Origin of the sequence: Burkholderia mycopellens (assembly GCF_964265025.1) — a bacterium.
GTDB lineage: Bacteria > Pseudomonadota > Gammaproteobacteria > Burkholderiales > Burkholderiaceae > Burkholderia.
Map to the genome: position 1 here is coordinate 2730003 of NZ_OZ183803.1, position 26598 is coordinate 2756600.

Genomic DNA, 26598 nt, shown 5'->3' on the forward strand with positions numbered 1-26598 from the left:
GGGACAGAGCATCGCGGCACGGTGGTTTCGGTCGTGCCCGATCGCAGGTCGGCCGCACCCGGCCGCCATGCTGCGGCGCGTCAGCGCGGCCTGCGCCGCCGGGCCGCCTTCGCTTCGAATTCGCGCGACAGCATGCCGAGCGTGACTTCGCCGAAGCGTGCGAGCAGCGTCGTCTCGGCCTCCTTCAGCGTGGCCGACAGGTGCGCATTGACGGCCTGCTCGACCCGGCATCCGGCCTCGTCGTCGGTCACGAGGTCGGAGAACAGCGGCGGCTCGCCCACCGCGCGATAGACGTCGAGCAGCGTGATGTCGTCGAGCGCGACACTCAGCGCCCACCCTCCGCCATGCCCCTTCTCCGACTGCACGTAGCCACGCTCGCGCAAGCCGCCGAGCAGGCGCCGCACGACCACCGGGTTCGTGCACAGCATCGTCGCGATCGCTTCGGACGTCATCGGGCCGTCGGCCTGGTCCAGGTGGATCAGCGCATGCAGCATGCGCGACAAGCGACTGTCGGTTCTCACGGGCGGTGCTCCCCTCTCTCGAAACTTTTGAAGTTGCGTGAATGATACCATCGCCCTATCATGCAACTTCTCGTGTTCCATGAGTTGGCCGCCATCGGCGCACGTTCGTCATTCACGCAGGTTCAGGAAAGGAGCGGGTGCATGCATGACCCTCATGAAGTGATCGTGATCGGCGGCAGCTTTGCGGGGCTGTCGGCCGCGATGCAGCTTGCGCGGGCGCGCCGCCGCGTGCTCGTGGTCGACGCCGGCCGGCCGCGCAACCGCTTTGCCGCGCACGCGCACGGCTTTCTCGGGCAGGACGGCAAGCCGCCCGCGCGGATCGTCGACGAAGCCGCCGCGCAACTCGCCGCGTATCCGACCGTCCGGCGGATCGCAGGCGACGTGCGCACCGCCGAGCGCGATGCGCACGGCCGCTTCCACGTGACGCTGGCCGACGGCCGCCGTGCGAGCGCCGACCGGTTGATCCTCGCGACCGGCATCCGCGACGAACTGCCTGCGCTGCCGGGGCTCGCCGAGCGCTGGGGCGTCAGCGTGCTGCATTGCCCGTATTGCCATGGGTACGAGGTGAGCGGCCAGCGGCTCGGCGTGCTCGCCACGCATCCGCTGTCCGTGCATCAGGCGATCCTGCTCCCGGACTGGGGCCCGACGACGTGGTTCACGCAGGGCCGGGCCGAAGCGACCGACGAAGAGGCCGCGCTGCTCGCCGCGCGCAGCGTGCGTATCGAGCGCTCGCCGGTCGTGGCAATCGTCGGCGATGCGCCGCGTATCGAAGCATTGCGGCTCGCCGACGGGCAGGTCGTGCCGATCGATGCGCTGTTCGTCGGCGCGCGCACGGTAATGGCAAGCGATCTCGCGCAGCAACTCGGTTGCGCATTCGACGAAGGGCCGCTCGGCATCGCGATTCGCGTCGACGCGTGGAAGCAGACGAGCGTCGCCGGCGTGTTTGCCGCCGGCGACGCATCGAGCCTGATGACCAATGCGACGTTCGCGTCGGCGTCGGGCGTGGCGGCGGGAGTCGGTGCGCACCGGTCGTTGATTTTCGGGCTGAACGCTTGACGGGAATGCGTGCATCCGGGAGTGACGCGATGCGCGGCGCTTTCGTCGCGTGACAAAGGCCGACCTGTCGGGCCCGACACGGGCTCGCATACGGTCGTGTCATCGCACGCATTTGCCGCGATCCGCAGCCGCGTCGATGGATTCGCGGCGTGATGTGCGGTTTAATGCTCGGCAACGCCAGCATTAAGAGACATGAAATGCTCGACCTCGACGACCTTCGACTCGTACGCGCGATCGGCACGTCGCGCTCGCTGGCCTCGGCCGCACGGCTGCTCGATCTCACGCCGCCCGCGGTCACGATTCGCCTGCAGCGGATGGAAACGCGATTGAACGCACGGCTCGCCGTGCGGCAGCCGAAAGGGATCGCGTTGACCGACGAAGGGCAGCGGCTGTACCAGGAAGCCGTCGACATTCTCGAACGCGTGGAGGCGCTGCCGGTCAGCATTGCGGGCGACCACGGCGACGTCCAGGGCACGCTGCGCGTCGTCGCCCCGCTCGGCTTCGGCAGAAAGTACGTCGCGCGGATCGTGCGCGACGTGCAACGCGCGCATCCGAAGCTGGAAATATCGCTCCACCTGTCGGAGAGCCCGTTGACCAGTGCGTCGGGCGCCGACGTGGTCGTCCATGTCGGCAGCCTCAAGTCGTCGTCGTGGATCGGATATCCGCTCGCACCCAACGAGCGCTTTCTGTGCGCGAGCCCGGCCTATGCACGTCGCATCAAGCAACTGAACCATCCGTCCGACCTGGCCCGCTACGACTGCCTGTGCCTGCGCGAGAACGACGAGGACATCCCGCGATGGCGCTTCTCGCCAGGCGGCAACGCCAAGGACGAGCCGCGACGGTCTACCGTGATCCGCGTCAGCGGCGCGCTGTCGTCCAACGACGGCACCGTCATCACGGAATGGGCGCTCGCCGGGCTCGGGATCGTCGAACGCTCCGAGTGGGACGTCGCACCGCTGCTGGCGAACGGCAAGCTCGTGCGGTTACTGCCCGACTGGCGGCTGCCGCCCGCGCCGGTGACGGCGCTGCTGCCATCGCGCACCGGCCGTTCCGCGCGGCAACGGGTGTTTCTCGAAGCCGCGACGCGGTTCCTGAGCCCGCCGCCATGGCGCGGCGACGCATGAGGCGCGCCCCGGCCCGCGCGATCCGGTCGATTAAACCGCATTTAATGCCGGATTAGCCGTGCGTTAAACACGACGCCCGTCGACGCCTCTACAGTGTTCGCATCGGCAACCCTCCGAGGCAACGCATCGTGGACCTTCAAACCCTCAACACCCCGGCCGCCCTGATCGACGTCGGCCGCATGCGTCGCAACATCGGCCGCATGCAGGCACACCTGGACGCACTCGGCGTCAGGTTCCGGCCACACGTCAAGACCACCAAATGCGCGCACGTCGTCGATGCCCAGCTCGCGGCCGGCGCGCAGGGCATCACCGTTTCGACGCTCAAGGAAGCCGAACAGTTCTTCGCGCACGGTATCCGCGACATCGTCTACGCAGTCGGCATGGTGCCCGCGAAGCTGGGCCAGGCGCTCGCGCTGCGCCGGCAGGGTTGCGACCTGAAGCTGGTCGCCGACAGCCTGCCGGCCGCGCACGCGATCGCCGAATTCGGGCGCGCGCATGGCGAGCGCTTCGACGTATGGATCGAGATCGACGTCGACGGCCACCGCTCGGGGATTGCACCCGACGCCGACCTGCTGATCGACGTGGGCCGCGCGCTGGTCGACGGCGGGATGGTGCTCGGCGGGGTGCTCGCGCACGCGGGCTCCAGCTACGAATACGACACGCCCGAAGCGCTGGCGGCGATCGCCGAGCAGGAACGCAGCCGCACCGCGCAGGCAGCGGAGCGCCTCCGGGCCGCCGGGCTGCCCTGCCCGGTCGTGAGCATCGGTTCGACACCCACTGCCCTCGCGGCAAAACACCTCGAAGGCGTGACCGAGGTGCGCGCCGGCGTGTACGTGATGTTCGATCTCGTGATGCACAACATCGGCGTGTGCGGTCTGTCCGACATCGCGCTGTCGGTGCTGACCACCGTCATCGGGCACCAGGAAGAGAAAGGCTGGGCGATAGTCGACGCGGGCTGGATGGCGATGAGCCGCGACCGCGGCACGCAGCGCCAGGCGCGCGATTTCGGCTACGGGCAGGTCTGCACCGAACACGGCGATGTGCTTGGCGACTACGTGATGAGCGCCGCGAACCAGGAGCACGGGATCGTGTCGTGCGCGGGCTCACCCGACGCCGGCATCGCGCAACGGTTTCCGATCGGCACCCGCCTGCGCATTCTGCCGAATCACGCGTGCGCCACCGGTGCGCAACATCCCGAGTATCAGGCGCTCGGCGACGACGGCAGCGCGCAGACGTGGCCGCGCTTCTACGGGTGGTGAGCCAAACCGTGCGTCCACGCCGCCACGCCGATTCGTTGACTATTTGTCCAAATATGGACAAACTTTATACAACCCCGATTCGCCTTGCGCCGAAAGCGCTTGCCTGAACATGCCGACAGACGCCCGACTCCTGCTCCTCGACCGCGATACGGTCGAACCCGCCCTCCAGGCCGCGCAAGTGACGGCGGCGGTTCGCGAAGCCTTCGTGCTGCACAGTCAACGGGCCGGGCGCGTGTTCCCGGTAGTCCGCGAGAAACTGCACACCGGCGGCGTGTTCGGCATCAAGTCGGGCGATGTCGCGAATCAGGATCTGCTCGGTTTCAAGGCGGCCGGATTCTGGCCCGGCAACCGGGCGCTCGGCGGCGAACCGCATCAGGCCACCGTCGCGCTGTTCGACCCGGCCACCGGCCGTCCGCTGTGCATCATGGACGGCAATGCGATCACCACCGCGCGAACCGGTGCCGCCGGCGGCCTCGGGCTGCAACTGCTCGCACGGCGCGACAGCACGCGAATCTGCGTGTTCGGTACCGGCGTGCAGGCGCGCGTCCAGCTCGACTACGCACTCGCGCTGTTGCCGCAACGGTGCACGGTGCGGTACGTGAACCGCAGCGGCGAGCCCGATCCCGTATTCGAATCGACCTTCCATGAACGATGCGAGATCCGCGTCGCTTACGACCGGAACGACGCAGTGGCCGATAGCGACGTTGTCATCACGGCAACGCCGGGCGGTGGCGCGTTGTTCGATGCGGATGCGGTTCAGCCGGGCACCCACCTGACCTGCGTGGGCACCGATACCGCCGGCAAGCGTGAGCTGCCGGCAGGCGTGCTGGAACGCGCGCGCGTCATCGTGGACGATCAAGCCCAGGCACGCAGCATTGGCGAGTGCCAGTGGGCGCCGGATTTGCCAGGCACTGAAATCGGTGACATCCTCGCCGGAACCGCGACGGTTAGCCGTGCGCCGCACGAGATCACCGTCTTCGACATGACCGGGCTTGCGCTTCAGGACCTGACCGTCGCACACTTCCTGTATCGACAGGCCCTCGAAAACGGCACCGGACGCTCCATTCCGTGGCCCTGGTAAACGACCTTTTTCAACCGCCATGCGTATCACCCAAGTTTCTGCCCTCTCGTTCGACCTGGACGACACCCTGTGGCCGTTCGGGCCGTCCGTCGTACGGGCCGAACGGGCGCTTCGCACGTGGTTGATCGAGCACGCGCCCGGTACCGAAAGCGTGCTGCCAACGCAGCAGGCGCTAAGCGACTTGCGTGAGGAATACGAACGATTGTGCCCCGATCTCGCCGGCGACTTCCGCGCGATGAGAATCGGTTCGATCCGGCTGGCGCTGGAGCGGGCGAACGAAGATGTCGCGCTCACCGACCGTGCGTACGCAGCCTTCTATGCCGCGCGCAACCAGGTCGAATTCTATGAGGATGCGTTGCCGGCGCTCGCGTGGTTGAGCGCGCGGTTTCCGTTGATCGCGGTGACCAATGGCAACGCGGATCTCCGGCTGACCGGCGGCGGCGAATTCTTCCGTGCGACGCTCAGCGCGCAGGTATTCGGCGTCGCGAAGCCGGAGCCCGGGATATTTCATGCGGCGGCGGAGGCGCTCGACGTGCGTCCGGCGGAATTGCTGCATGTCGGGGACGACTACCACCTCGATATCGTCGGTGCATTGAATGCGGGGCTTCAGGCGGCATGGGTAGTGCGCGAACCTCAGCCGGAAGTGGAACGCAAGAAGCAGCATGCCGTGTCTGCACACCTTACCCTCCGCGACCTATCGATGCTGTGTCGCGCGCTCGGGGGGGCCGACAAGCTGTCGTGACAGCATGCGGGCGGAATGGCGCGTCTTCGCCGACACCTGTACTCCCAACCACATATCACGAAGAGTAACGCTCACGGCACAAAACACGCCCCTCATCGCAGCCACATCACGCCCCAGCCTAATCGGTAGTGAGCCTTTACCGGTGAAGCATTGCAAAATTTCCTCAAGACCGAAGGGCACGACCATCGAACCGAGTGGTACTTACGGCGCCACCCCGTCCTTGACGATTCTTTGTGCCGCTGCCTCGATATGTCTCCTGGAAACACTATCGACGATCACGACCCCAGACATATAAAAGAACCCGTCATCACGGATACTTTCGGCTGCATCCTGAGTGAATCTAGCCATATTGTAAAAATTCAGCTTTACATTGCCTCCCTCGTACAGGACAAGAACACCCTCTAAAAAACCTTTTTCTTCGTGTTCGAATTCAGCAAGCTCATCGTACCAACCGGGGTACTTGACTTCAATTTTTATCATTTATAATCCCTCACTTTTCCTTGATTTTCCCTAGAGCATTCCCTGCAATCGTCCTCGATCATGGGATTTGCCGGCGTTATTTCAAATTGTGCGGAATTCTTACCCCGCTGAATTATTTTCAAATTGTCCGGGACGGACTCTGATTTGATCCTGTGGGGAACAAACCCCTGCATGGGCAACTCTCTGGATTATCGAACACTGACACACCATGTGTAGGCTGGACCTTGCCATCCCGCACCTTGTACTCGCCCGGCCGCGGTTCAAACGATGGCTTATTCCCGAACTTCTCCCCTCGATAGTATTTCGTCAAACCAAACGGATCGACCCACTGCCCTGGATTAGGCGCATATTGATAGACGTTGATCCAGCCTGCCAGCCCGATCGGGCCCTTCGACACGAACCGCCCACTATTCGGATCGTAGTACCAATACCAGTTTTAATACAGCCATTTACTCGACACCACTCTCGGCGCGGCCGTCAATAAATCGTATATACCAGTGCAACTAGCATCCCCCGTCGTGGTGGTATCGCTCGTTTCCGATCTGCCGTCGAGTCTTGTAGCCAAAGCAGATCGGGTACTCAATCATACCCACGGAACTGCAATAACGACAGGGCGCGAACGCGGCCCTTCCGTCTATGAGACCAATCGCTCTTTTGCGGCCTGAGCAACCAACTCGTCAGCGTCATTGGCAAGACTAGTCAATATGTCTTTGGGTGCCTTCGGATTACATGCGATTGCCTGCCTGACCCCTGAGTGAACATCAGAGGCCAATCGCTCAAAAATCTCTCGGCTAATTCTACGTTTTGTCGCAACATCACAACGAGTCATCCAATCTCCATTTCGAGATAAATGACTCAGAATATTCAATGAAATGGTGTTGTTGGCGGCAACAAGTCTAGACAACTCAGGATACTTTGACAAAATGTCTACCCATACTTCGTCAGTTGCCTCATCATAAATTTTTGCAAACTCGTTTTCATCGTCACTTTCAGCATATATTTTGTATTCACCGGCTGATTTAATTGTCATTTGCTTTCGCCTTTCGCGCTCCGACATTTCATACCTTTCATGGAAATTTCTTTTCCAGTTGCACCTTTATGTTTGCTCATATAATCCCCATAAATATCTGCATCATTTTCATGTGCGAGACTTTCCCCAACCTGCCTCATAACCTTCCACGCTGAACCACCGTGCCCCTCAGTATCGACTGACCACCATAGTTTCGTGGTGGGATCCCGGAAGTACTTGACGCGCGTTCCGTTGAGCATCGCCTCACAGATTCGGTCAAAGCGATTAACTTCCCACTCCTTCCTGCAGGGACATTTCGCGTTCTGGTTCGGCTTATTCGATGCCGGTTTCCTCCCTGCGCCGCCGGGTATGCGCGCCAAGCCAACAGGATCGACCCAACTAACCGGATTAGGCGCGTACTGATAGACGTTGACCCCACCCGCCAGCCCGATCGGGTCCTTCGACACGAACCGTCCACTATTCGGATCGTAGTACCGATACCGGTTGTAATGCAGCCCCGTCTCGTCATCGTGATACTGCCCCTGAAACCGGATCGGGTTCGTCGCCTCGTTCCGCTCCCGCACCTCCCGCCACACCGTCTTCTCGCCGCCCCACGCCCGACACCGCCCCTTCCACAAAAATCTCTGGGGGGGGACGAGAAATCTCCCAACGGAATTAAATTTCCCATAATTACATGGACGAACGTGATGCCAGCGTTCATTTGCACCACCCGCGTGAAACATATCGGAGTCGAAACCACTCAAAGCGATCATTTCTCCATCAGAAAAAATCCATTAACGCACAAGGCTTTCACCACCCCTCCTACCCAACCACCCATAACGGCTCATCTTCATAACAATAAATTATAGAATAAACACTAGCAAAACTCCCGCCGAACATTATTTTCCTCCTCAACACTTCTCGCGACGTAAAAACAAAACCATGCACATCCATAAAATTCAATAATGGCAATCTAAAATCATCCTCCCCAACACTTACATCAGGCACGCCTTGACCGCCGCCCGAGATGATCGGAGACAGGTAAAAATACGGGCCAACGATCGAAACTCGCAAAATCGACTCCACCCTATCCTGCTTAAACAAATAACCATAACTCACATCAGTATTCGGTTCCGTATCCTCTATAAATTGATAATTTTCCTCGAGAAATTCAATAAGCCTCGGATATTTTTTATTATCGCAAAACTCCCGAGCAAAAGAGTAATTCGGCTTTTCAATATTGCCGTAAGCCTTATTTACATATTGATAAAACCCATCCCAGTCGAAATATGGGTCAGAGTGTTTCTCTACCTTTGGGGTGTCCATGTATTTTCCCTGTACTATCTTGATGAACGCGGACCGCGCTCTGAGTTCCACCGTTCGGGCCAAAACCCACTGATTTTTTAAAATCGTGATCTCGGACATTAGGACGCCCAGGGACAGATGCCCCCCTGTTCCAAGCTTCGTCTGTGTACTGAATCGCATCGTCCCAATCACAAAAGCATGAGGTTGCCTTTCCTTGTTTAACTCGGTTGTCGTATTGCGGCTCGCTTAACACATGACCTGCTTGCTTCTGTCGAGAGATATGTGGCGGAATCGGCTGCTTCTTCTGTAAGCCGAGTGGATCAATCCATGTAACCGGGTTCGGCACGTACTGATAGACGTTTACCCCACCCGCCAGCCCGATCGGGTCCTTCGACACGAACCGCCCACTATTCGGATCGTAGTACCGATACCGGTTGTAATGCAGCCCCGTCTCGTCATCGTGATACTGCCCCTGAAACCGGATCGGGTTCGTCGCCTCGTTCCGCTCCGGCACCTCCCGCCACACCGTCTTCTCGCCGCCCCACGCCCGATACCGCCCCAGCCACACCACCTTCCCCGACTCGTCCAGCAGTTCCTGCGGCGTCCCGAGGTGATCGTTCTGGTAGAACAGCGTCGCATGCCGCGTCTTCGCAACTGAAGGCACGAGGCCGCACATCAGCGGAAGCATCCCGGTTCAACAAAGATATACTCGCAAATCACTTCGCCACCACTAAACCTTAGTATCAATCCCGTCCGGTCCAACATAATTATTCACTTCGATATTGCTCAAATCGAAATCCGGGTCTGGCTCTCTCCCAATCAACACAAAAAACAGATCACGCACAAATCTCTCCTTATCTTCCACCTCATCCAAAGGAATCTCTTGCGGCAGCAAGCCCCTCCAATTCGCTTCCCATGAATGCGATGCCAATACGTACTCCAATGCATCAGAAACCATAGATTGGGACACCGGCCCAAACCTCGCAAACCTTGACCTCATTTCCTTGTAAAGTCGATCCAAATCAGGTTTACTATTTATATAAAAATTATCCAAATCATCATCTCCCATAGCATAGAGATAATAATATAATGGCGAAATGTAACTAAAATTAATGATCTTCTTCATAGACTCGGCAACTTTGGAAATGCCGTGATAATATTTCCATCTCGACGAACAACGGTAACCTCTGATGCGCTCAATGTTGTGCCACCGCCCTTGCGATACCCTTCTCCAATAGTTCTCCCCATATCGAACGTTACTGAGTTTTCCCCACTCGCGTTCATTTTTACCGTTCCACGTTGAATGGCATCCAACTGATCCACATTGTTCATAAACCGCGTCGAATCCGTGGGGCGAGGACGTTTAGGGCACGGACAATCGGGCGGAATTCCTGTCATGGCGCGATGCTCTTGCTGAGCCAGAGTTGTACTTGCGCCGTGGCGGGAATAGGCATGACCTCCACCTCTCGCATCGATATCTTGTAAGATATTGCCCGCACGACGGTTCGCACGGTTCCCTGCTAAACCTAAAGGATCGATCCATACGGTGCTGTTGGGCGCATATTGATAGACGTTGATCCCACCCGCCAGCCCGATCGGATCCTTGCTGACGAACCGCCCACTATTCGGATCGTAGTACCGATACCGGTTGTAATGCAGCCCCGTCTCTTCATCACAATACTGCCCCTGAAACCGGATCGGGTTCGTCGCCTCGTTCCGCTCCGGCACCTCCCGCCACACCGTCTTCTCGCCGCCCCACGCCCGATACCGCCCCAGCCACACCACCTTCCCCGACTCGTCCAGCAGTTCCTGCGGCGTCCCGAGATGATCGTTCTGGTAGAACAGCGTCGCATGCCGCGTCTTCGCCGGCACCTGCACGAACCGCCCGTCCGTGCCTGTCGCAATAAACGCCGCCTCCACCAGCGTCTCGTCCAGCCGCGCCAGCGGCACGAACGTGCCCGGTTCGTGCATATACAGCGACGCACCCTGCCACTGGTACCGCTCGCCGAACGTATGCATCCGCTGCGCCACCGGCACCGAGCACGCATCGTCCGGATCCTCCCGCACCACCTGCGTCGGACGATGCGTCGCCCGCTCGCGCTCGCCCGGCTGCAGCGGCGGGATATGGAACCGCTCCTCCATCAGCAGCACATCGCCGTCCCACGTGAACACCGTCCGATCGATGCTGCCGTCCTTTCTCCCCACGTCCTTCAACCTGCGACGGCCGAACGCGTCATAGGCGAAGCTCACGCGCAAGTCCGGCCGCACCGTACCCGGCTCGGAGGCCCAGCCGCCCGCTTCGTACTCGCCCCGCCCGATCTCGTTCGCCACCGGCGGCTTCGCATAGCGATCGGCCCGTCTGAGCCGGTGCGCCGCGTCGTAGTCGTACAGCCACGTCACGCCGCCCGGTTCCGTCTTGCGCACCAGATTGCCGTGCGCGTCGTGTTCATAGCGTGTGCGATTCAGCTCCTTCAGCACATTGCCGATGCACTTCGGCAGCGACTTTTCCCAATTGGTCAGTGCGTTGAACTCGTCGGCCATCTGCAGGCGCCGCGCGACCTGCTCCGGCGACATCCGTTCGCCCGGGTGCGCGTCCTGCCACGCCTGATCCTGCGCAATATGACGCCGCATCCGCGCCGTCACCGACTCGATCGTTTCGTCGCTCGGGCGCGGCGGGATCTTCTCCGGATCCACCGGGTTGCCCGCCGGGTCGAACGCAAACACTTCCTTCAGGTCCGGCGTGGTCGCCTTCAGCAAGCGCCCGGTCGGGTCGTACGTGTAGTCCGTGACGCCGCGCGTGCGATCCTCGATGCGCGTCAGTTGGCCCACGGCGTCGTAGCTCAGTTGCCGGCTGGCGATCCAGTCGGCCGGCCGCGCGTAGGTCTCGCGGCGCACGATCATCCGCTTCAGCCGCCCGACCGGATCGTATTCGCGCGTCTGCTCGAAGCTGCGGTATCGGCGAATCGTTTCGCGATGCAGTGCATCGCGCTCGACATCCACCAGCGGCTGGCCATCCAGCAGCACCCCGTGCAGGTGGCCAGAGCCGTAGCGTAGCCAGTCGATCGTGCGCGTGTTCGGCAGTTGCGTGCGGATCCGGTTGCCGAGCGCGTCGTATTCGTGCCGGGTCACCGCCGTATAGGTGCCGTCGGTACCCGGGTAAATCGTCTGTTCTTCGGCGATCAGGTTGTCGGCATCGTCGTAGTGCAGGTACACGCGGCTGCCGTGACCCTGTGCGGTCGTCAGGCGGCCGCGGGCGTCGTAATAAAAGCGCTCGGTCACGTGGCCGCGACCGCCCGCGCCCTTCGTCTCCCGACACGTCAATCGACCGAGCGGGTCACGTGCGTAGGTCGTCTCGATGTCACCCACCTGCGAGCCGCTCAGTTGCCCCGCGTCATCCCACACGTAACGGGTCGTACTGTCGTCGAAATCCGTCTGTTCGACGAGGCGCCCCAGCCGGTCGTAGCCGAACCGCGTCCGGTCGCCGTTCTCGTTGGTCAGCGTCTCCAGCCGCCATTGCCGGTCGTATCCGTATGCCAGTTCCCGGCCCGCGGCATCCTTGCGCCAGGTCGGCTGTCCGCGCGCGTTGAACGTGTATTCGGTGACCTGGCCCGCGCCGTCGCGGTACGTGCGCAGGTTGCCTTCGCCGTCCCACGTGAAGCGCTCCTCGGAGCCATCCGGATGCGTGACGCCGACGATCTGCCCGCGCGCATCGCAACGGTACAGCGTCACGTGACCGGCGGCATCGGTGACCCGCGACGGGTGGCCGCGTTCGTCATAGCCATAATGCGTCGTGTGACCGGAACAGTCGGTCGCCTCGGCCAGCCGCCCGCCGTGGTCGTAACGGAAGCGCTTCACGCCGCCCTTCGGGTCGGTCAGCGACAGCAACTCGCCCCGGACGCCCCATGCGTAGCGGGTGGTGCGGCCTGAGGCGTCCGTCACCGAGATCGGTCGACCCAGTTCGTCATAGGCCGTTTGCGTGACGCGCCCGTCCGGGGTAGTCACCTTGATCGGCAACCCGCTCTCGTCATAGTCGGTGCGCGTGGTATTGCCGAGCGCATCGGTTTCGGCCGTCAGCCGCCCCTGTTCGTCGTAGGCGAATCGCTGCGTATGGCCCAGTGCGTTCTTCGTGCCGACCAGACGATTGTGTTCGTCCCATTCGTAAGTTTCGGTCGAGCCGTCCGCGTGTTCGACCAGCACGATCCGGTTGTGGAAGTCGTAACGATGGATCGTGGCGTGGCCATCCGCATCGGTGACCTTGGTGTACCAGTGCTCGCGGTGATACTCGAAGTGCGTGTCGTCCTGGACATGCTGGCCTTCGTTGCCGTGCCACGTGCGGACGCATCGAGCGTCGGCCGGCGCCGGCATGCCCTCGCGCCGCCCCGACCAGTCCCATGTCAGGTTCGCGGGGTGGCCGTTGAAATCCGTATAGCGCGTGAGCAGGTGCTGCTCGTACGCATACGTGCGCCGGAAGCCGAGCATGTCGATGTGGCCGCTCAGGTCGCCTTCGGCGCTGTACGTGTAGTGCGCCAGGGCCTCGTTGGCAAGACCCGGCACGCCCGCGCGGTAGATCGCCGAGACGCGGCCGTCGACGTAATCGATACGGATCGCATTTGCCGCGCCGTCGCTGATTGCGGCGAGTTCGCCGGCCGCGTTGTAGGTGAAGGTCAGGCCGAGGCCATCGCGGTTCGTGCGGGCGATGAGGCGATAGCGAGCATGCGTCACCGGACCGTGCAACTCATAACGTTCATGCGAGCCATCGGGGTACGTCAGCAGTACATGTCGTCCGTCCGGACGCTTCACGGTGAACTGTTCGGTCGGCACCTCGACCGATTCGCCGACCGCCACCGGCGGCAGCGGCACCGCTCGGTTGTCGGGGTCGAAGAACGTCAACGCACCGTCACGCTCTTCCAGCGACAGGTGATACGCGCTACTCCAGCGCGCGCCGAGTGGGCTCGCATCGTAGGCGGCGAGGCTCGACCGGTAGCGTCGGGTCCACACGATCGGCACGATACCGTCGAGCACGAAGTCCGTCTGCTCGAGGTTCTCGTCGCCCATCGCGTAGTTGACCGGCTTGCTGCTGCCCGTCTTCGGGCACCCGCAGCCGTCCTTTGCCGGCAGTGTGCTCGGCTCCGCTCCTTTCTGCGTCGAATCGCGGTGCTCGCCCGGCTTCCGGTGCGGCTCGCGCATCGTGCCCGGCACGGCCTGCGCCACATGCGACGGAATCCTGCGCGCCTTGCGAGCCTTGATCTCCGCGGTGATCTGCGCGGCCATGAACAGCAGGCTGCCGGCTTCCTCCACGTTGCCGAATGCCCGGTCGAGCATCGGTTCCGTATCGCGATCGAACGCGTCCAGCCACGCGACGATCGCATCGCGCTGCCCCGACATCTTGAGCAACTGGTCGATGCCGATCAGCGCGATCTCCTCCGACGACGGCACCCACGACAGGAAGCCCGTGTTCTTCCTGATCCGCCCCATCTGTTCGGCAGTCGACACGGGATTGAGCACGAAGCGGCGCACCGTGCGCGATGCGTCGCGCACGCCTTGAACGATGCTGGCTTTCCACTTCCGTAGATGCGTATCGAGCTCCGCCATGAACGCGAGCACGTCGCCGCCGGCCGTCGCCCAGAACAGATCGACCAGCACCGCCGCGCCGGCACCCTTCGCGAACGCGAGCAGCACTTCCTTGACGACCGCGCGTGCCGGCCGCGTGGCGTTGCCCGCGGCCGGCACGACCCCGATCGCATCGATCGCGAGGATCCCCCAATTGAGCACCTTCTTCGTGCCGCCCGGCTCGCTGCAAATGCGGTAAATGTCGATGCCGACGTCGTACAGCGACATCGCGTTGCCGACGAACGGCACCATGTAGAGGCACTGCACGAAGATCTCGAGGCCGGGGTTCTTGACCGACTCGGTGCCGGCGGCGACCAGCTTCGGCGATGTTCCCGGCGCGGGAACCGGACTGACGATGACACGCCGGGCTTCGGCGTTCTGCCGGATCGCCTGCGGGATCGGGCGCTGAGGCGTGGAGGGGGCTGTAGTTCCGGCCATAAGTCGTTATCTGTTTCGAACGGGAAGCGGACGCGACGCGCGAATCAGCGCGACACGGTGGTTTTGACGAGGCCCGGCGCAACATCCGGTATCGCTGCCGTGGCGCGATTGGCGGTGGCATTCGCAACCGGCTGGGCAACGCTGTCGAGTGCGGATCGAGCGAGTGCGGCGGCATCGCCTGGCGCGCCACTTGCCGCGACGCCCGATGCCGCCGACTGAACGGAAACCGCGGACTGCAGCGCCTGCATGACTGTTCCGGCTCCCGGTATTGCCGCCGCCATCGCCGCGCCGACGAGACTGGGCACGGCCTGACCCGCATCCCCACTCGCAGCCGGAAATGCCGGCATCCCGTTCGGGTCGCCCAACTTGCGCGCAGCATCCTGAAGATCGTGGTCTTCCTCGCGATACTCGACCGAGCCGCCGCCGCGCGGCGCATTCGCCACCGTGCCCCGGCCATTGGCATCCAGCAGCCCCTCTCGCCACGACCCGTCCGGAAACGTCACGCGATACGGTGCATTCCTGACCGGCTCGCCATTCGGATACGCATGCCAAAGCTGCATGCCGGTTTGCTCCTGTTCGGGCATCAGCGGCAGCGCCTGTCGTCGCGTCGCGGCCGGCTCGATGCTCAGCGGCCCCTTCACCTGGATTTCGCTCGCGCTGCCGATCTCCACCCGCCCGCCCGCGAGCCGGATATAGGCTCCGCCGCACATCAGCGTCAGCGCCTTCTGTGCATTCAGCGTCACGGTGTCCGACGTGCTCGCGATCGTCACGCCCTTCAGCGCCGTGAGTTCGAGCGCATCCGTTTGCGCCTGCACGTCGACCTTGCCCGCGCCCGCGTACAGCTTCATTCCCTGCGCGTTCGCATACATCGACACCGCGTTTCCGGCAGCGACCGTGTAGTTGCCGCCGATCGCCGCATCCGCATTGCCGCCGGTTGTCGTGAAAAGATGTCCGCCGGCCGCCAGTTGCAGATGCTCGCCACTGGTGATCGCGACGCCGTGCGGCGCGGATGCGAGCAGCACGGCCGCTTCGAGATCCTTGATCCGCGATTCGAGCAATGCCTGCTGCGCGTCGCACGCGGCCACCGTCGCCCGGGCCTTCTCGACCGCATCGGCCAGACTGCGCATGCGTGACCGGGCCGCGTCGAGTTGCTGGCGGGCTGCCGTCATGTCGAAGGCCTTTCCGCGCGCATTCGACTGGGCGTCGGCCGTCAGGAACAGCCCCTTGCCGGCACGCACGACACCACGTTCGTCGGTTCGGACCTCGAACCCTTCGCCACGCGTCTCCTTCCGGTTGTCGACGAGATGCCCGAGATTGACCTGTGTCTTGCCGCCATAATCGGTCGACAGCTTGATGCATTCTCGTCCCGTCCGGTCCTCGAAACGAAGCTTGTTGTTCGCTCGCGTGCGAATCACATTGCGTGTATTGAAGCCGTCCCGGCTCGTCACCAGGTCGACCGCCTGACTGTCGTGATGCGCATGCGCGATATACGGACGGTTAGGATTCCCGCCGGCAAATGCAATGGCCACTTCGGTATCAGCCAGCAGCGGAAAGTGGAACCCGGTCTGGTTGCCGCCCGCGAACGGCTTGGCGAGCCGCAACGGCACGCTTTCGCCGCCAACCGGCCATTCGTCGAAGTCGAAATCGAAACGGACGGTGTAGCGACCGTCGTTCGTCAGATGCGCATACGGCGATGCATCGGGCGTCGTGACGCGCGCCGACAACGTGCCCGCAATCGTCGGCCACCGTCGCTCGTCGAACTTCAGGCGGAACGGCCGGCCGCACGGAATCGCCTTGAACGTGTTGATGTACGACGCGTCACGCCCGCCTGCGTGACGCACGGAAACGATGACGATCCCGTGCGGCGCATCGGCCGGCCTCTCGTCGAGCTTCGCGACGAGCCCCGGCGCGAAATCCACCACCGAACTCCTCCCGGAATACACGACCTGCCAGGCAACCGCGGCCTCGTGACGCAACTGCGCTTCGTATCGGGCTTCGTCGCCGTCCAGATGATGCGTGCCGAACACATAACGCCGCCCCCACGTGGTCGAATCATCGCGAGCGATATTCGCTTCGGCGTTGAAGCGGTCGTAGGCTTTTTCGGGGTTGTAATCGGCGACCTTGACCGACTGCGGAATGGTTTCGCTCAGCGACTCGAGCGACAGCACCGCCTCGTGGCCCGTTTCGAGACCGCTCGCCTCTCGGTACGGAATAACGACATCCGGACGATACGTATAGGCATCGATGTCGTCGCCGAAATGCAGTTCGTCGCCATGCTGTCCCGCACGGAAGAAGCAGAACAGGCCCGCCTGCTCCATCAGCAGGCGGACGTAGTCCCAGTCGGACATCCGGTATTGCATGCGGAATGCGAGACGCGGATAGGCGCGCCGCAGCTTGAACGAAAACTGGTGGGAGCGGAATTCGTGCCGCCGCAGGATCGACTCGACGATCTCCGGCACGGACTGCTGCTGATAGATGCGCGACGCCTCGGTCAAACGCAGGCGCGCGACGAACGGTTCGACGACGATGCGATACGACACGAAATCGCGCGTCTTGCGTACCTGTCCGAATGCCGTGATACAGCCCGCGAAGGTGCGGACGCCATCGGCGCCGCCGCCGATTCCCGCCGGCTCGATCGTGAAGGTCGCGGGGCGATTGAGATAGTCGGTGCGCGCGAGCGAATCCGGGCTCGTCAGCGTCAGCTCGATTCTGTAGGGCTCGCCGAATTGCTCGTCGAGCACGAACGACATGATCGACAAGTCCCGTGCCCGAGGCGCGCCCGGCACCTCCAGGAAATACGACTGACGACCGGTTATCCACTGCGCGAACGCACCTTGCACTCCTCGTTCCTGGGCCATGATTTCCCCTCAGCAACCGTCTTTTTTCTCGGAAGCTGAAGGGATAACGGATGGCCGCGTTCGCGTCCAGCGAACGGCAACGGTCTGAAACAATGTTCGTGGTCGATCACGCCGTTTGGCACGACCGACCACCGCGCGTCACGCCGCCTTGCGCGCGTCCGCGATCCGCTGCGGCGCCTTCGGCCGCGCATACAGCCGTTCGAGATACGCCCGCAAATTCGGAAACGACTCGATCAGGTTGCACTCGCCGGCCCAGTCGATCAGGTAAGCGGTCACGCAATCGGCGACCGTCAGCGTATCGCCGACGATGAACTCGCGCCCTTCGAGATGCTTGTCGAGAATCGCGGCCATCGTCTTGAAATCCTCGCGCGCCAGTTCGATGTCTGCCGGCGAGCGCTTCTCCGGCGGATAGATGAACGAGTGCCGCGTGATCCGCCACAGCGGCTGCTCAAGCTCCGTCACCGCGAACATGACCCACCGGTAAGCCTCGGCCCGCCGCGCCGGATCGGCCGGCAGCAGCGCCTTCTCCGGGTACTTGTCCGCGAGATACAGCACGATCGCGGCCGATTCGGGAATCACGAGATCGCCGTCCACCAGCACGGGCACCTTGCCGGCCGGATTGAGGCGCAGGAACTCGGGCCGCTTGTGCTCGCCCTGAAGCAGGTTCACCGAGATGAACTCGAAATCGGCGTCCAGCTCCTTCAGCCCCCACAGCGCGCGTTGCGAGCGGGTGCCGGCAAATCCGTAAAGCTTCATCGCCAGTCTCCATCCAGAATGTCGGGAAAACGTCCGCATGCCGGCCACCGCGCATCGCCGATACACGACGCCTGGCCTCGCGCGTCGTTCACGCGCCGGGAATCGCCAGCACCGGCATCACGTCGATCGCCACGCCCGGGAACAGCGTGAAATGCGGATGGCCTTCGAACAGCGCGGCCGCCGCGTCGTGCGAGGCCGCCCGCACGACGGTAAAGCCGCTCATCGCGTTCGCCGTGTCCTTGACGCCGGCCGCATCGATGGTCTTCGTCTTGCCGAGCGGCCCGCCCATCTCGACGATCGCGTCGCGATGCCGGTCGACCCATGCGTGCCATGCGGCGATGCCGTCACGCTCGCGCGTGCGCCGCGCCTCTTCCGGCAGCGCCATCCAGGCCTTCATGGCCGGACTCTCCTTGCCTCCGAGAAACACCGCGAGATACAACTGCTGTTGAGCACTCATGCTGCCTCCTCCGGTGACGGACGCGACGGGCTGCCGCGCCTCGACCTTGACACGATAGGTTGATATCAACACAATTGCAACATGGCACGAAAAGAAAAGCTCCCTTTCGAAACGACGCTGATGGTGCGCGATTGCTGCCTGTGCCTGCACATGCAGCGCGCGGCGCGCAATCTTGCGCGGATCTTCGACGATGCGCTGCGCCCGCTGGATCTCACCAACGGCCAGTTTTCGCTGCTGATGTCGCTGAACCGGCCGCAGCCGGCGCCGATGAAATCGGTCGCGTCGCTGCTCGCGATGGACCGCACCACGCTCACGGCCGCACTCAAGCCGCTCGAGCGGCGCGGCCTGGTCACGATCCTCCAGGATCCGGACGACGGGCGCAGCCGCCTGCTCGAACTGACGCCGGCCGGCCAGCACCTGCTGGCCGAAGCGTTTCCGCTGTGGCAGCAGACGCATGCCGAGATCGAACGGCCGTTCGCACCGGGGGAAGTCGATCAGTTGCGCGGCCAGTTGCGCGCGCTGGCGGTCGACCCGGCGCGCGACTGAACCGGCGCGCGGTTCGCGGCGGCGGCGCTTACTTGCGGCCCTTCTTCGGCAACAGCAGTTGCGCGAATTCCTGCAGGAAGGCCACGGGCCCGTGCGCATGCAGCGCCTGCCCGCTGCTCAGCGCACCGTCGATGACGGTCGCGAGCCGCAACGCGAAAGTGTCCGGTTCGTCGACGCCGATCGCCCCGGCCAGCTCGGTCAGCCGGCGCCGCAGCTCCTGCTTGTGCGCGACGGCCACCTTGCGGGCCGGATGGTTGCCGTCCGCGTATTCGGCGGCAATGTTGATCTGCGGACAGCCACGATAGCCGGGGCGCGCAATGCGTTCACCGATCCATTGCAGTTGCGCATCCAGTTCCTCGCGCGGCGTGCGCCGGTACCGCGCGGCCACCGCATCCCAATGCGCCCAGAAATCGGCATCTTCACGCAGCAGGAACGCTTCGATCAGGTCATCCTTCGTCGTGAAGTGACGATAGAGGCTCGTCTTCGCCACGCCTGCCTGCGCGACGATCAGGTCCACGCCGACCGCGCGCGTCCCCTCTCGGTAGAACAGCTCGCTGGCCGTTTGGAGAATGCGTTCGCGCGTATCGAGCGCGTTCCCTGGTATGCCTGTGTCCTTTTTCATCCCGACCCGGCCTGGCTGGCCGCCCACTCCCGCAACAGTGATCCGATCATAGCACCGCACGCTTGACGACGCTACAGGTCTGTACTATAAAACAGACCGTTCTGTATCGGAGTTGATCATGGATGATCGAATGACGGTTGCAGTCTATGGCGCCACGGGTCACACCGGGCGGTTTGTCGTCGCCGAGCTGGCGCGGCGCGGCCTGCGCGCGATTCGCATCGGGCGCGATGCCGCGCGGCTCGCGGAAGGCGGCGGCGACGCGACGCTCGCGCGCGTCGCCGCAATCGACGATCCGGCCGCGCTCGACGCCGCATTGCGCGGCGCGGATGCGGTGATCAACTGCGCGGGGCCGTACCTCGATACCGCGCTGCCGCTGGCCGATGCCGCGCTGCGGGCCGGCCTCCCCTATCTCGACCTGACGGCCGAGCAGCCGTCGGTGCTGGCGCTTGCCGAACACTGCGATGCGCGGGCGCGCGCCGCCGGCGTGACCATCGTGCCGGCCGCGGCGTTCTACGGCGGCCTGGCCGACCTGCTCGTCACGGCCGTCGTGGACCAGCACCGGCCGATCGAGCGCGTCGATATCGCGACCGGGCTCGACCGCTGGCACCCGACGCGCGGCACGCGCGTGACGGGCGAACGCAATCGCGCGGTGCGGCTCGTGCAGAAGGACGGCAAGCCGACGCCGGTGCCGTCGACCGCACTCGAACGCGCATGGCCGTTCCCGCCGCCGATCGGCCGCGTCGACGTGACATTGCTGCCGTTTTCCGAAGTGATGACACTATCGCGTCACCTGCGTATCGATACGATCGAATCGTGGCTCGCGACCCTTGCGCTGCGCGACGTGCGCGATGCCGCCACGCCACCGCCCGAGCCGACCGACGCGCTGGGACGCTCGGCGCAGCGGTTCGCGATGGACGCGATCGTCGTGCAGGGCGGCACGACGCACCGCGCGACGGCGTCCGGGCAGGACATCTACGCGGTCAGCGCACCGATCATCGTCGAGGCAGCCGTGCGCCTGATCGCGGGCAACACCGCGGTGTCGGGCGGCGTGCGCAGTCTCGGCGAGCTGTTCGACGCGCGCGATTTTCTCGCGGCGCTCGATACGGTGGCAGTATCGTTCGGCACGACGACCGACCCCGTTTTCCACAAGGAGACACAAGCATGAGCAGCAATGAGAAGGGCGCGTATTTCCGTTCGCTTCACCGCGCAGGCCAGCCGCTGGCGCTGTTCAACGTGTGGGACGCCGGCAGCGCGCGCACGGCGGCCGACGCGGGTGCCGTCGCGCTGGCAACCGGCAGCTGGTCGGTTGCGGCGGCCAACGGTTTCGTCGACGGCGAGCAGATGCCGCGCGCGCTGATGATGGAAGTGCTCGATCGAATCGCGCGCGCGACCGACCTGCCCGTCACCGTCGATCTCGAAAGCGGGTACGGCGAGCGGCCGGAGGATGTGGCCGAGACGATCGCGCTCAGCATCCAAGCCGGCGCGATCGGCTGCAATCTCGAGGACAGCTTCCCGGCGACGGGCGAATTGCGTGACGTCGATGCAGCGGCGGCCCGTCTCGCGGCGGCGCGGCAGGCCGCGGATCGCGCGGGCGCCGACTACTTCATCAACGCGCGTACCGACGTGTTCTTCAAGGCGCCGGCCGACACGCACGACGAACGCCTGCTCGACGCCACGCTGGCCCGCGCACGCGCGTATGCCGCGGCCGGCGCCGATGGCCTGTTCGTACCGGGGCTGCGCTCGCCGGCGCTCATCCGCGCGCTGACGGCCGCCTCGCCGCTACCGGTGAACGTGATGCGCGTCACGGAGACGCCGACGCTCGCCGAATTCGCGGAATACGGCGTGGCCCGCATCAGCCACGGGCCGTATCCGTACCTGCAGGCGATGAAGACGCTGGCGGAGATGGTCAGGCAAGGCGGCTAGCCGCTTCGCGGAGCGGACGGCCTCGCGCGCATTGAACGATGACATCGCATGTAATTGGCGCGCGACACGGCCGCTCCTACGCTTCGGGTGTCGCGCCGCCATTCCGGCGGCGCTCCCCCCCGGAGACATCATGTCCGCCTATCCGCTTCACACCATCGACTCGGCACCGGCCGCATCCAAGCCCGTCCTCCGGCAGCTCCAGCAAACCTTCGGCGTCATCCCGAACATCGCGGCGGCCATGGCCGCGTCGCCGGTGCTGATCAACGGCTTCATCGGCCTGTTCGAGCGCGTGCACGCCAGCAGCCTCACCGAGCCGCAGATCCAGACGCTCCTGCTCACCAACGCGGTCGCGAACGCGAGCGAATGGCCGGTCGCCTTCCATACCGCGCTTGCGCTGAAACAGGGCGTGACCCGCGCCGACGTCGACGCGATCCGCCGCGGCGACCTGCCGGGCGACGCGAAACTGGCCGCGCTGTCGGCCACGGCACGCAAGCTGATCGACACCCGCGGCCGCCTGGCCGATGCCGACCGGCAGGCGTTCCTCGACGCACGCTTCAGCGACGAACAGTTGCTGGAAGTGATCGCGGTGGTCGCCGCATCGACGATCACGAACTACGTCGGCAGCGTGACGCGGCCCACGATCGAAGCGCCGTTCGACGCGTTCGCGTGGCATGCGAACGCCGCGTGAGTCCGATATAGTCGATCGCGTCGCTTACGGAACGCCCTGGGAGGCACGATGAACGCCAGCCGCCGCGAGCCGCACGCGCCGCCGCGCGAACTGGGCCAGCTGCTGCGCTACTGGCGCGACGTGCGCGGCGTAAGCCAGCTCGCTCTATCGCTCGACGCGGGCATCTCGCAGCGCCAGATCAGCTTCATCGAGAGCGGGCGCAGCGTGCCGGGCCGCGACACGCTGCTGACGCTCGCGCAGACCCTGGACGTGCCGCTGCGCGAGCGCAACGCGCTGCTCCTCGCGGCCGGCTATGCACCGGTGTATTCGGAAGCGCCGTGGGACGCGCAGGAGATGAACGGCGTGATCCGCGCGCTCGAACGGGTCGTGCGCCAGCACGATCCGTTTCCGGCGATCGTGATGGACCGCCACTGGAACGTGCTGATGACCAACGACGCGGCACCCCGCTTTTTCGGCTGCTTCATCGAGATGGCCGCGCGCGACGGCCCGCGCAACCTGCTGCGCCTGATGTTCGATCCGCACGGCATGCGGCCGTTCGTGGCCGACTGGGAGACGGTGTCGCGCAGCCTGCTGCAGCGCGTGCATCGCGAATCGGTGGGACGCGTGATCGATGACGACACGCGGCGACTGCTCGACGACCTGCTCGCCAGCCCCGATGCCCCGCGCGACTGGAAAACACCGCCGGCGCCGGCCGCCGCACCGTCGCTGCCGGTCATCCCGATCGGCTTCGTGCACGAAGGCGTCGTGCTGCGTTACTTCTCGCTGGTCACGACGGTGGGGACACCGCAAAGCGCCGCCGCGCAGGAGCTGCGCATGGAGTGCATGTTCCCCGCCGACGACGCGACCGAGGCGCGCCACCGGCAACTGCTCGACGCGCACGCACCGGTGCGCTGAGCGGCGGGCCGCCGCGTCGCCTGCCCGCCCGCCCGCAAGCAAGCAACGCTCAGGATGCCTTGATGAAATCGATGAATGCGCGCAGTGCCGGCGGCACGAGACGGCGCCCGGGGTAATAGAGGAAGGGGCCCGAAAACGGCCGCCACCACGGTTCGAGCACGCGTTCGAGCGCCCCGCTGTCGAAATGCGGCCGCAACCAGTCCTCGAAGAGATGCACGATGCCCGTGCCGGCGATCGCCGCGTCGACGACCAGGTCGGTCGCGCCGCCGATCTGCACCAGCAGCGGCCCGGCGGCCGGCTGGATCCGCACGACCTCGCCGTCGCACTCGAACTCCCACGGCGGCATCGCGCCGCTCGCGAACCGCCCCCGCAGGCAACGATGCGCGAGCAGTTCGCGCGGATGCCGCAGCCGGCCATGACGGTCGAGATAGCCGGGGGCGGCCGCGGTCGCGAACCGCTGGATGCGCGGGCCGATCGGCACCGCGATCATGTCCTGCTCGAGCCGTTCGTCGTAACGGATGCCCGCGTCGCATCCGGCCGCCAGCACGTCGACGAAATTTTCGTCGGCGATCACTTCCAGCCGGATGTCCGGGTACGCCTCGAGAAAGCGCGGCACGATTGCCGGCAGCACGAGCCGCGCCGCGCTGACCGGCACGTTGAGCTTCAGCGTGCCGGCCGGTCTGTCCCGGAATTCGCCGATGCCGTCGAGCGCCGCCGCCACTTCGGTCAACGCGGGGCCAAGACGCGCGAGCAGGCGCTCACCGGCTTCGGTCGGCACGACGCTGCGCGTCGTGCGATGCAGCAGCCGCACGCCAAGCTGCGCTTCCAGCCGGCGCACGGCCTCGCTCAGCCCCGACGCGCTGAGGCCCGTCACGCGCGCGGCGTCACGGAATCCGCTGGCGCGCGCCACGGCCAAGAACGCATTCAGATCGCCCAGATCGGCTTGCATTGTTCGCCTTTTCGTACAACCCGTGCGGATTATGCCGGCTTATCGCGCGGGCGGCCAATGCCTATGCTGGTCGCATTCATCAACAGGAGCACCGTCATGTCCGACACTCGACACACCGCCGCCTTCCGGCTCGGCAATCGCCACGTCAAACGGATCGGCTACGGCGCGATGCAGCTCGCGGGGCCCGGCGTGTTCGGCCCGCCGAAGGACCGCGACGCGGCATTGCGCGTATTGCGCGAAGCCGTCGCGTGCGGCGTCGACCATATCGACACCAGCGATTTCTACGGCCCGCACGTCACCAACCGGCTGATCCGCGATGCATTGCATCCGTATCGCGACGATCTCGTGATCGTCACCAAGATCGGCGCGCGGCGCGGCGACGACGCATCGTGGCTGCCCGCGTTCGCGCCCGACGCACTCGAACGGGCCGTGCACGACAACCTGCGCAACCTCGGGCTCGATGTGCTCGACGTCGTCAACCTGCGCATCATGTTCGACCCGCACGGGCCGGCCGAAGGATCGATCGAAGCGCCGCTGAGCACACTCGCCGAACTGCAGCGGCGCGGGCTCGTCCGCCACGTCGGCCTGAGCAACGTCACGGCCGCGCAGGTCGCGGAGGGGCGCCGGATCTGCGACATCGTCTGCGTGCAGAACCACTACAACATCGCGCATCGCGACGACGATGCGCTGATCGACGCGCTCGCCCGGGACGGCATCGCCTACGTGCCGTACTTTCCGCTCGGCGGCTTCTCGCCGCTGCAGTCGTCGACGCTGTCCGGCGTGGCGGCGCGCGTCGGCGCGACGCCGATGCAAGTCGCGCTGGCGTGGCTGCTGCGCCGCGCGCCGAACCTGCTGCTGATTCCGGGCACGTCGTCGGTCGCGCATCTGCGCGAGAATCTCGCGGCGGCCGACCTCGATCTGCCGGAAGACGCGCTCGCGGAACTCGACCGCATCGCGGACGCCGGCGCCGCCTGACGGACGAGCGCCGCCGGGCCCGCGCGCGAAGCACGGGGCCGGCGGCCGGTCAGGACACCGCCACGCCGACCCGCTTCGGCACGCCGGTCACGATCGTCGCAACCGCGACGGCCAGCACGACGGCTGCGGCAACGAACACGCCGGCCGCACCGTTCGCGTCGAATACGACGCCGCCGGCTGCCGCGCCCGTGGCGATCGCCAGCTGGATCGCCGCGACGATCAGCCCGCCCGCACTCTCGGCCTCGTCGGGCACGGTGCGCGTGACCCACGTCGACCAGGCGACGGGCACGCCGCCGAACGCCATCCCCCACAACGCGACGAGCACCGCGTCGATCATCGGCGCGCGGCCGAGCGCGACGAGCGCGACGCCGAGCACGACCATCAGCGCGGGCATCCCGATCAGCATCGGCCGCAACCGGTGTTCGAGCACGCGGCCGGCGAGCGACGTACCGACGAAGTTCGCGATGCCGTAGCCGAGCAGGATCGCCGACAGCCCGTTCACGCCGACGCCCGCAACCTGTTCGAGGAACGGCCGCAGGTACGTGAAGAACGCGAAATGCCCGGTGAACACGAGGATCGTCGCGAACATCCCGAGGCCGACGGTCGGCCGACGCAGCACGTCGATCAGCGTGCGCAGCCGTGTCGTGCCGCTCGGCGGCATCGACGGCAGCGTGACGACCTGCGACACGAACGCAACGCCGCCGAGCACGGCCGCGATCAGGAACACGTTGCGCCAGCCGATCAGGTGACCGAAGTAGCTGCCCATCGGCGCGGACGCGATCGTCGCGACCGCCACCCCGCTGAAGATGATCGACAGTGCGCGCGGCACCATCGCCGTCGGCACGAGCCGCATCGCGGTGGCCGTCGCCATCGTCCAGAAGCCGCCGAGCGCGATGCCGAGCACGACGCGGCCGATCAGCAGCGTCGTCAGGTTGGGCGCGAACGCAACCGCCAGGTTCGATGCGACGAGCAGCACCGAGAACGCGAGCAGCACGCGCCGCCGGTCGATCGTGCGCGTCAGCGCCGAGATCAGCAGGCTGGTGACCAGCGCGACCGTCGCGGTGGCGGTGACGGCCTGCCCGGCCACGCCTTCGGTCACGCCGAGGCTGTCGGCCATCGGCGTCAGCAGGCTCGCGGGCAGGAATTCGGCCGTGACGAGCCCGAAGACGCCGAGCGTCATCGCGAATACCGCACCCCAGGCCGGTTCGCGGGGGGCCGCCGTCGAGGCGGCCGTGGAGATTCCGGGATTCATGCGTGGTTCCGTGTTGGCTAGGGAAAGTACTGATGAGAGCGTATCGTAAGGAA

23 protein-coding genes and 3 pseudogenes are annotated in these 26598 nt (G+C 64.8%); 11 read left to right on the forward strand and 15 right to left on the reverse strand.

The features are described 5' to 3' along the window. Nucleotides 1-80: 80 nt before the first annotated feature. Entirely contained in the window at nt 81-521 is a 441-nt protein-coding gene (locus ACPTTC_RS30400) for an Rrf2 family transcriptional regulator (RefSeq protein WP_226201210.1), read from the reverse strand. 141 nt (nt 522-662) lie between these two features. Here ACPTTC_RS30400 and ACPTTC_RS30405 point away from each other — a divergent pair, with 141 nt between their 5' ends. The 5 genes from ACPTTC_RS30405 (at nt 663) to ACPTTC_RS30425 (ending at nt 5783) form a co-directional block, all read left to right on the forward strand. Then, nucleotides 663-1577: an NAD(P)/FAD-dependent oxidoreductase gene (locus ACPTTC_RS30405; RefSeq protein WP_423395149.1), complete on the forward strand. Its 915-nt coding sequence runs from the start codon at nt 663-665 to the stop codon at nt 1575-1577. 197 nt (nt 1578-1774) lie between these two features. Next, entirely contained in the window at nt 1775-2701 is a 927-nt protein-coding gene (locus ACPTTC_RS30410) for a LysR family transcriptional regulator (protein ID WP_175954282.1), read from the forward strand. A gap of 128 nt (nt 2702-2829) precedes the next feature. Continuing rightward, entirely contained in the window at nt 2830-3960 is a 1131-nt protein-coding gene (locus ACPTTC_RS30415) for a DSD1 family PLP-dependent enzyme (RefSeq protein ID WP_423395150.1), read from the forward strand. A 109-nt stretch (nt 3961-4069) separates the two neighbouring features. Beyond that, nucleotides 4070-5041 (forward strand): ornithine cyclodeaminase family protein, encoded by a 972-nt coding sequence (locus ACPTTC_RS30420; protein WP_423395741.1) that lies wholly within the window; start codon nt 4070-4072, stop codon nt 5039-5041. Between the two features lie 19 nt (nt 5042-5060). Then, nucleotides 5061-5783 carry an HAD family hydrolase gene (locus ACPTTC_RS30425; RefSeq protein WP_423395151.1) on the forward strand — a complete coding sequence of 241 codons (723 nt, stop codon included), beginning with the start codon at nt 5061-5063 and terminating at the stop codon, nt 5781-5783. A 201-nt stretch (nt 5784-5984) separates the two neighbouring features. Here the strand turns inward: ACPTTC_RS30425 and ACPTTC_RS30430 are convergent, their stop codons facing one another. From ACPTTC_RS30430 to ACPTTC_RS30480, 11 genes and pseudogenes are all read right to left on the reverse strand, one after another. Beyond that, complete coding sequence (locus ACPTTC_RS30430; protein WP_423395152.1) at nt 5985-6263, reverse strand: hypothetical protein; 279 nt, start codon at nt 6261-6263, stop codon at nt 5985-5987. Between the two features lie 301 nt (nt 6264-6564). Further along, nucleotides 6565-6699 (reverse strand): annotated as a pseudogene (locus ACPTTC_RS30435) (RHS repeat-associated core domain-containing protein); the annotation flags it as partial. Between the two features lie 198 nt (nt 6700-6897). Continuing rightward, nucleotides 6898-7293, reverse strand: a complete 396-nt coding sequence (locus ACPTTC_RS30440) for a hypothetical protein (protein ID WP_423395153.1) — start codon at nt 7291-7293, stop codon at nt 6898-6900. Nucleotides 7294-7646: 353 nt separating this feature from the next. Beyond that, nucleotides 7647-7832: pseudogene (locus ACPTTC_RS30445) on the reverse strand (RHS repeat-associated core domain-containing protein); the annotation flags it as partial. Nucleotides 7833-8094: 262 nt separating this feature from the next. Then, nucleotides 8095-8598 carry a hypothetical protein gene (locus tag ACPTTC_RS30450; RefSeq protein WP_423395154.1) on the reverse strand — a complete coding sequence of 168 codons (504 nt, stop codon included), beginning with the start codon at nt 8596-8598 and terminating at the stop codon, nt 8095-8097. Nucleotides 8599-8878: 280 nt separating this feature from the next. After that, nucleotides 8879-9214 (reverse strand): annotated as a pseudogene (locus ACPTTC_RS30455) (RHS repeat-associated core domain-containing protein); the annotation flags it as partial. 93 nt (nt 9215-9307) lie between these two features. After that, nucleotides 9308-9703, reverse strand: a complete 396-nt coding sequence (locus ACPTTC_RS30460) for a hypothetical protein (protein ID WP_423395155.1) — start codon at nt 9701-9703, stop codon at nt 9308-9310. Further along, the gene (locus tag ACPTTC_RS30465) at nt 9700-14625 is read right to left on the reverse strand and encodes an RHS repeat-associated core domain-containing protein (RefSeq protein ID WP_423395156.1); all 4926 of its coding nucleotides are present in this window, start codon (nt 14623-14625) and stop codon (nt 9700-9702) included. The genes ACPTTC_RS30460 and ACPTTC_RS30465 overlap by 4 nt, the downstream gene beginning before the upstream one ends. A gap of 44 nt (nt 14626-14669) precedes the next feature. Next, nucleotides 14670-17483, reverse strand: coding sequence for a type VI secretion system Vgr family protein (locus tag ACPTTC_RS30470; RefSeq protein ID WP_423395157.1), 2814 nt, complete (start codon nt 17481-17483; stop codon nt 14670-14672). Nucleotides 17484-17621: 138 nt separating this feature from the next. Next, nucleotides 17622-18239, reverse strand: coding sequence for a glutathione S-transferase family protein (locus ACPTTC_RS30475; RefSeq protein WP_226201205.1), 618 nt, complete (start codon nt 18237-18239; stop codon nt 17622-17624). Between the two features lie 88 nt (nt 18240-18327). Beyond that, nucleotides 18328-18696, reverse strand: a complete 369-nt coding sequence (locus ACPTTC_RS30480) for a hypothetical protein (RefSeq protein ID WP_175954301.1) — start codon at nt 18694-18696, stop codon at nt 18328-18330. A gap of 81 nt (nt 18697-18777) precedes the next feature. Between ACPTTC_RS30480 and ACPTTC_RS30485 the strand changes: the two genes are divergently transcribed. Continuing rightward, entirely contained in the window at nt 18778-19242 is a 465-nt protein-coding gene (locus ACPTTC_RS30485) for a MarR family winged helix-turn-helix transcriptional regulator (RefSeq protein ID WP_175965684.1), read from the forward strand. Nucleotides 19243-19270: 28 nt separating this feature from the next. On the opposite strand, the gene ACPTTC_RS30490 is transcribed toward ACPTTC_RS30485, so the two are convergent. Next, nucleotides 19271-19864 carry a TetR/AcrR family transcriptional regulator gene (locus ACPTTC_RS30490; RefSeq protein WP_423395158.1) on the reverse strand — a complete coding sequence of 198 codons (594 nt, stop codon included), beginning with the start codon at nt 19862-19864 and terminating at the stop codon, nt 19271-19273. Nucleotides 19865-19982: 118 nt separating this feature from the next. Between ACPTTC_RS30490 and ACPTTC_RS30495 the strand changes: the two genes are divergently transcribed. The 4 genes from ACPTTC_RS30495 (at nt 19983) to ACPTTC_RS30510 (ending at nt 23369) form a co-directional block, all read left to right on the forward strand. After that, the gene (locus ACPTTC_RS30495; protein ID WP_423395159.1) at nt 19983-21029 is read left to right on the forward strand and encodes a saccharopine dehydrogenase family protein; all 1047 of its coding nucleotides are present in this window, start codon (nt 19983-19985) and stop codon (nt 21027-21029) included. Next, nucleotides 21026-21787, forward strand: coding sequence for an isocitrate lyase/PEP mutase family protein (locus ACPTTC_RS30500; RefSeq protein ID WP_423395160.1), 762 nt, complete (start codon nt 21026-21028; stop codon nt 21785-21787). Before ACPTTC_RS30495 ends, ACPTTC_RS30500 begins: the two co-directional genes overlap by 4 nt. 130 nt (nt 21788-21917) lie before the next feature. Further along, on the forward strand, nt 21918-22475 hold the full coding sequence (locus ACPTTC_RS30505; RefSeq protein WP_423395161.1) for a carboxymuconolactone decarboxylase family protein: 558 nt from the start codon (nt 21918-21920) through the stop codon (nt 22473-22475). 48 nt (nt 22476-22523) lie between these two features. Continuing rightward, nucleotides 22524-23369: a helix-turn-helix domain-containing protein gene (locus tag ACPTTC_RS30510; RefSeq protein WP_423395162.1), complete on the forward strand. Its 846-nt coding sequence runs from the start codon at nt 22524-22526 to the stop codon at nt 23367-23369. Nucleotides 23370-23418: 49 nt separating this feature from the next. Here ACPTTC_RS30510 and ACPTTC_RS30515 read toward each other — a convergent pair whose 3' ends face one another. Next, nucleotides 23419-24318, reverse strand: a complete 900-nt coding sequence (locus tag ACPTTC_RS30515) for a LysR family transcriptional regulator (RefSeq protein ID WP_423395163.1) — start codon at nt 24316-24318, stop codon at nt 23419-23421. 96 nt (nt 24319-24414) lie between these two features. On the opposite strand from ACPTTC_RS30515, the gene ACPTTC_RS30520 reads away from it, so the two are divergent. Continuing rightward, nucleotides 24415-25293, forward strand: coding sequence for an aldo/keto reductase family oxidoreductase (locus tag ACPTTC_RS30520; protein WP_423395164.1), 879 nt, complete (start codon nt 24415-24417; stop codon nt 25291-25293). 49 nt (nt 25294-25342) lie between these two features. On the opposite strand, the gene ACPTTC_RS30525 is transcribed toward ACPTTC_RS30520, so the two are convergent. After that, nucleotides 25343-26545 carry an MFS transporter gene (locus tag ACPTTC_RS30525; protein WP_423395165.1) on the reverse strand — a complete coding sequence of 401 codons (1203 nt, stop codon included), beginning with the start codon at nt 26543-26545 and terminating at the stop codon, nt 25343-25345. Nucleotides 26546-26598: the final 53 nt, after the last annotated feature.

Excerpts from the sequence above, each read along its gene's own strand:
- ACPTTC_RS30500 (WP_423395160.1), top strand. The coding sequence starts at position 21,026 with ATGAGCAGCAATGAGAAGGGCGCGTATTTCCGTTCGCTTCACCGCGCA.
- ACPTTC_RS30420 (WP_423395741.1), top strand. The coding sequence starts at position 4,070 with ATGCCGACAGACGCCCGACTCCTGCTCCTCGACCGCGATACGGTCGAA.
- ACPTTC_RS30495 (WP_423395159.1), top strand. The coding sequence starts at position 19,983 with ATGGATGATCGAATGACGGTTGCAGTCTATGGCGCCACGGGTCACACC.
- ACPTTC_RS30405 (WP_423395149.1), top strand. The coding sequence starts at position 663 with ATGCATGACCCTCATGAAGTGATCGTGATCGGCGGCAGCTTTGCGGGG.
- ACPTTC_RS30505 (WP_423395161.1), top strand. The coding sequence starts at position 21,918 with ATGTCCGCCTATCCGCTTCACACCATCGACTCGGCACCGGCCGCATCC.
- ACPTTC_RS30430 (WP_423395152.1), bottom strand. The coding sequence starts at position 6,263 with ATGATAAAAATTGAAGTCAAGTACCCCGGTTGGTACGATGAGCTTGCT.
- ACPTTC_RS30480 (WP_175954301.1), bottom strand. The coding sequence starts at position 18,696 with ATGAGTGCTCAACAGCAGTTGTATCTCGCGGTGTTTCTCGGAGGCAAG.
- ACPTTC_RS30465 (WP_423395156.1), bottom strand. The coding sequence starts at position 14,625 with ATGGCCGGAACTACAGCCCCCTCCACGCCTCAGCGCCCGATCCCGCAG.
- ACPTTC_RS30490 (WP_423395158.1), bottom strand. The coding sequence starts at position 19,864 with ATGAAAAAGGACACAGGCATACCAGGGAACGCGCTCGATACGCGCGAA.
- ACPTTC_RS30470 (WP_423395157.1), bottom strand. The coding sequence starts at position 17,483 with ATGGCCCAGGAACGAGGAGTGCAAGGTGCGTTCGCGCAGTGGATAACC.
- ACPTTC_RS30520 (WP_423395164.1), top strand. The coding sequence starts at position 24,415 with ATGTCCGACACTCGACACACCGCCGCCTTCCGGCTCGGCAATCGCCAC.
- ACPTTC_RS30460 (WP_423395155.1), bottom strand. The coding sequence starts at position 9,703 with ATGAAGAAGATCATTAATTTTAGTTACATTTCGCCATTATATTATTAT.
- ACPTTC_RS30450 (WP_423395154.1), bottom strand. The coding sequence starts at position 8,598 with ATGGACACCCCAAAGGTAGAGAAACACTCTGACCCATATTTCGACTGG.
- ACPTTC_RS30425 (WP_423395151.1), top strand. The coding sequence starts at position 5,061 with ATGCGTATCACCCAAGTTTCTGCCCTCTCGTTCGACCTGGACGACACC.
- ACPTTC_RS30485 (WP_175965684.1), top strand. The coding sequence starts at position 18,778 with ATGGCACGAAAAGAAAAGCTCCCTTTCGAAACGACGCTGATGGTGCGC.
- ACPTTC_RS30525 (WP_423395165.1), bottom strand. The coding sequence starts at position 26,545 with ATGAATCCCGGAATCTCCACGGCCGCCTCGACGGCGGCCCCCCGCGAA.
- ACPTTC_RS30510 (WP_423395162.1), top strand. The coding sequence starts at position 22,524 with ATGAACGCCAGCCGCCGCGAGCCGCACGCGCCGCCGCGCGAACTGGGC.
- ACPTTC_RS30410 (WP_175954282.1), top strand. The coding sequence starts at position 1,775 with ATGCTCGACCTCGACGACCTTCGACTCGTACGCGCGATCGGCACGTCG.
- ACPTTC_RS30440 (WP_423395153.1), bottom strand. The coding sequence starts at position 7,293 with ATGACAATTAAATCAGCCGGTGAATACAAAATATATGCTGAAAGTGAC.
- ACPTTC_RS30475 (WP_226201205.1), bottom strand. The coding sequence starts at position 18,239 with ATGAAGCTTTACGGATTTGCCGGCACCCGCTCGCAACGCGCGCTGTGG.
- ACPTTC_RS30515 (WP_423395163.1), bottom strand. The coding sequence starts at position 24,318 with ATGCAAGCCGATCTGGGCGATCTGAATGCGTTCTTGGCCGTGGCGCGC.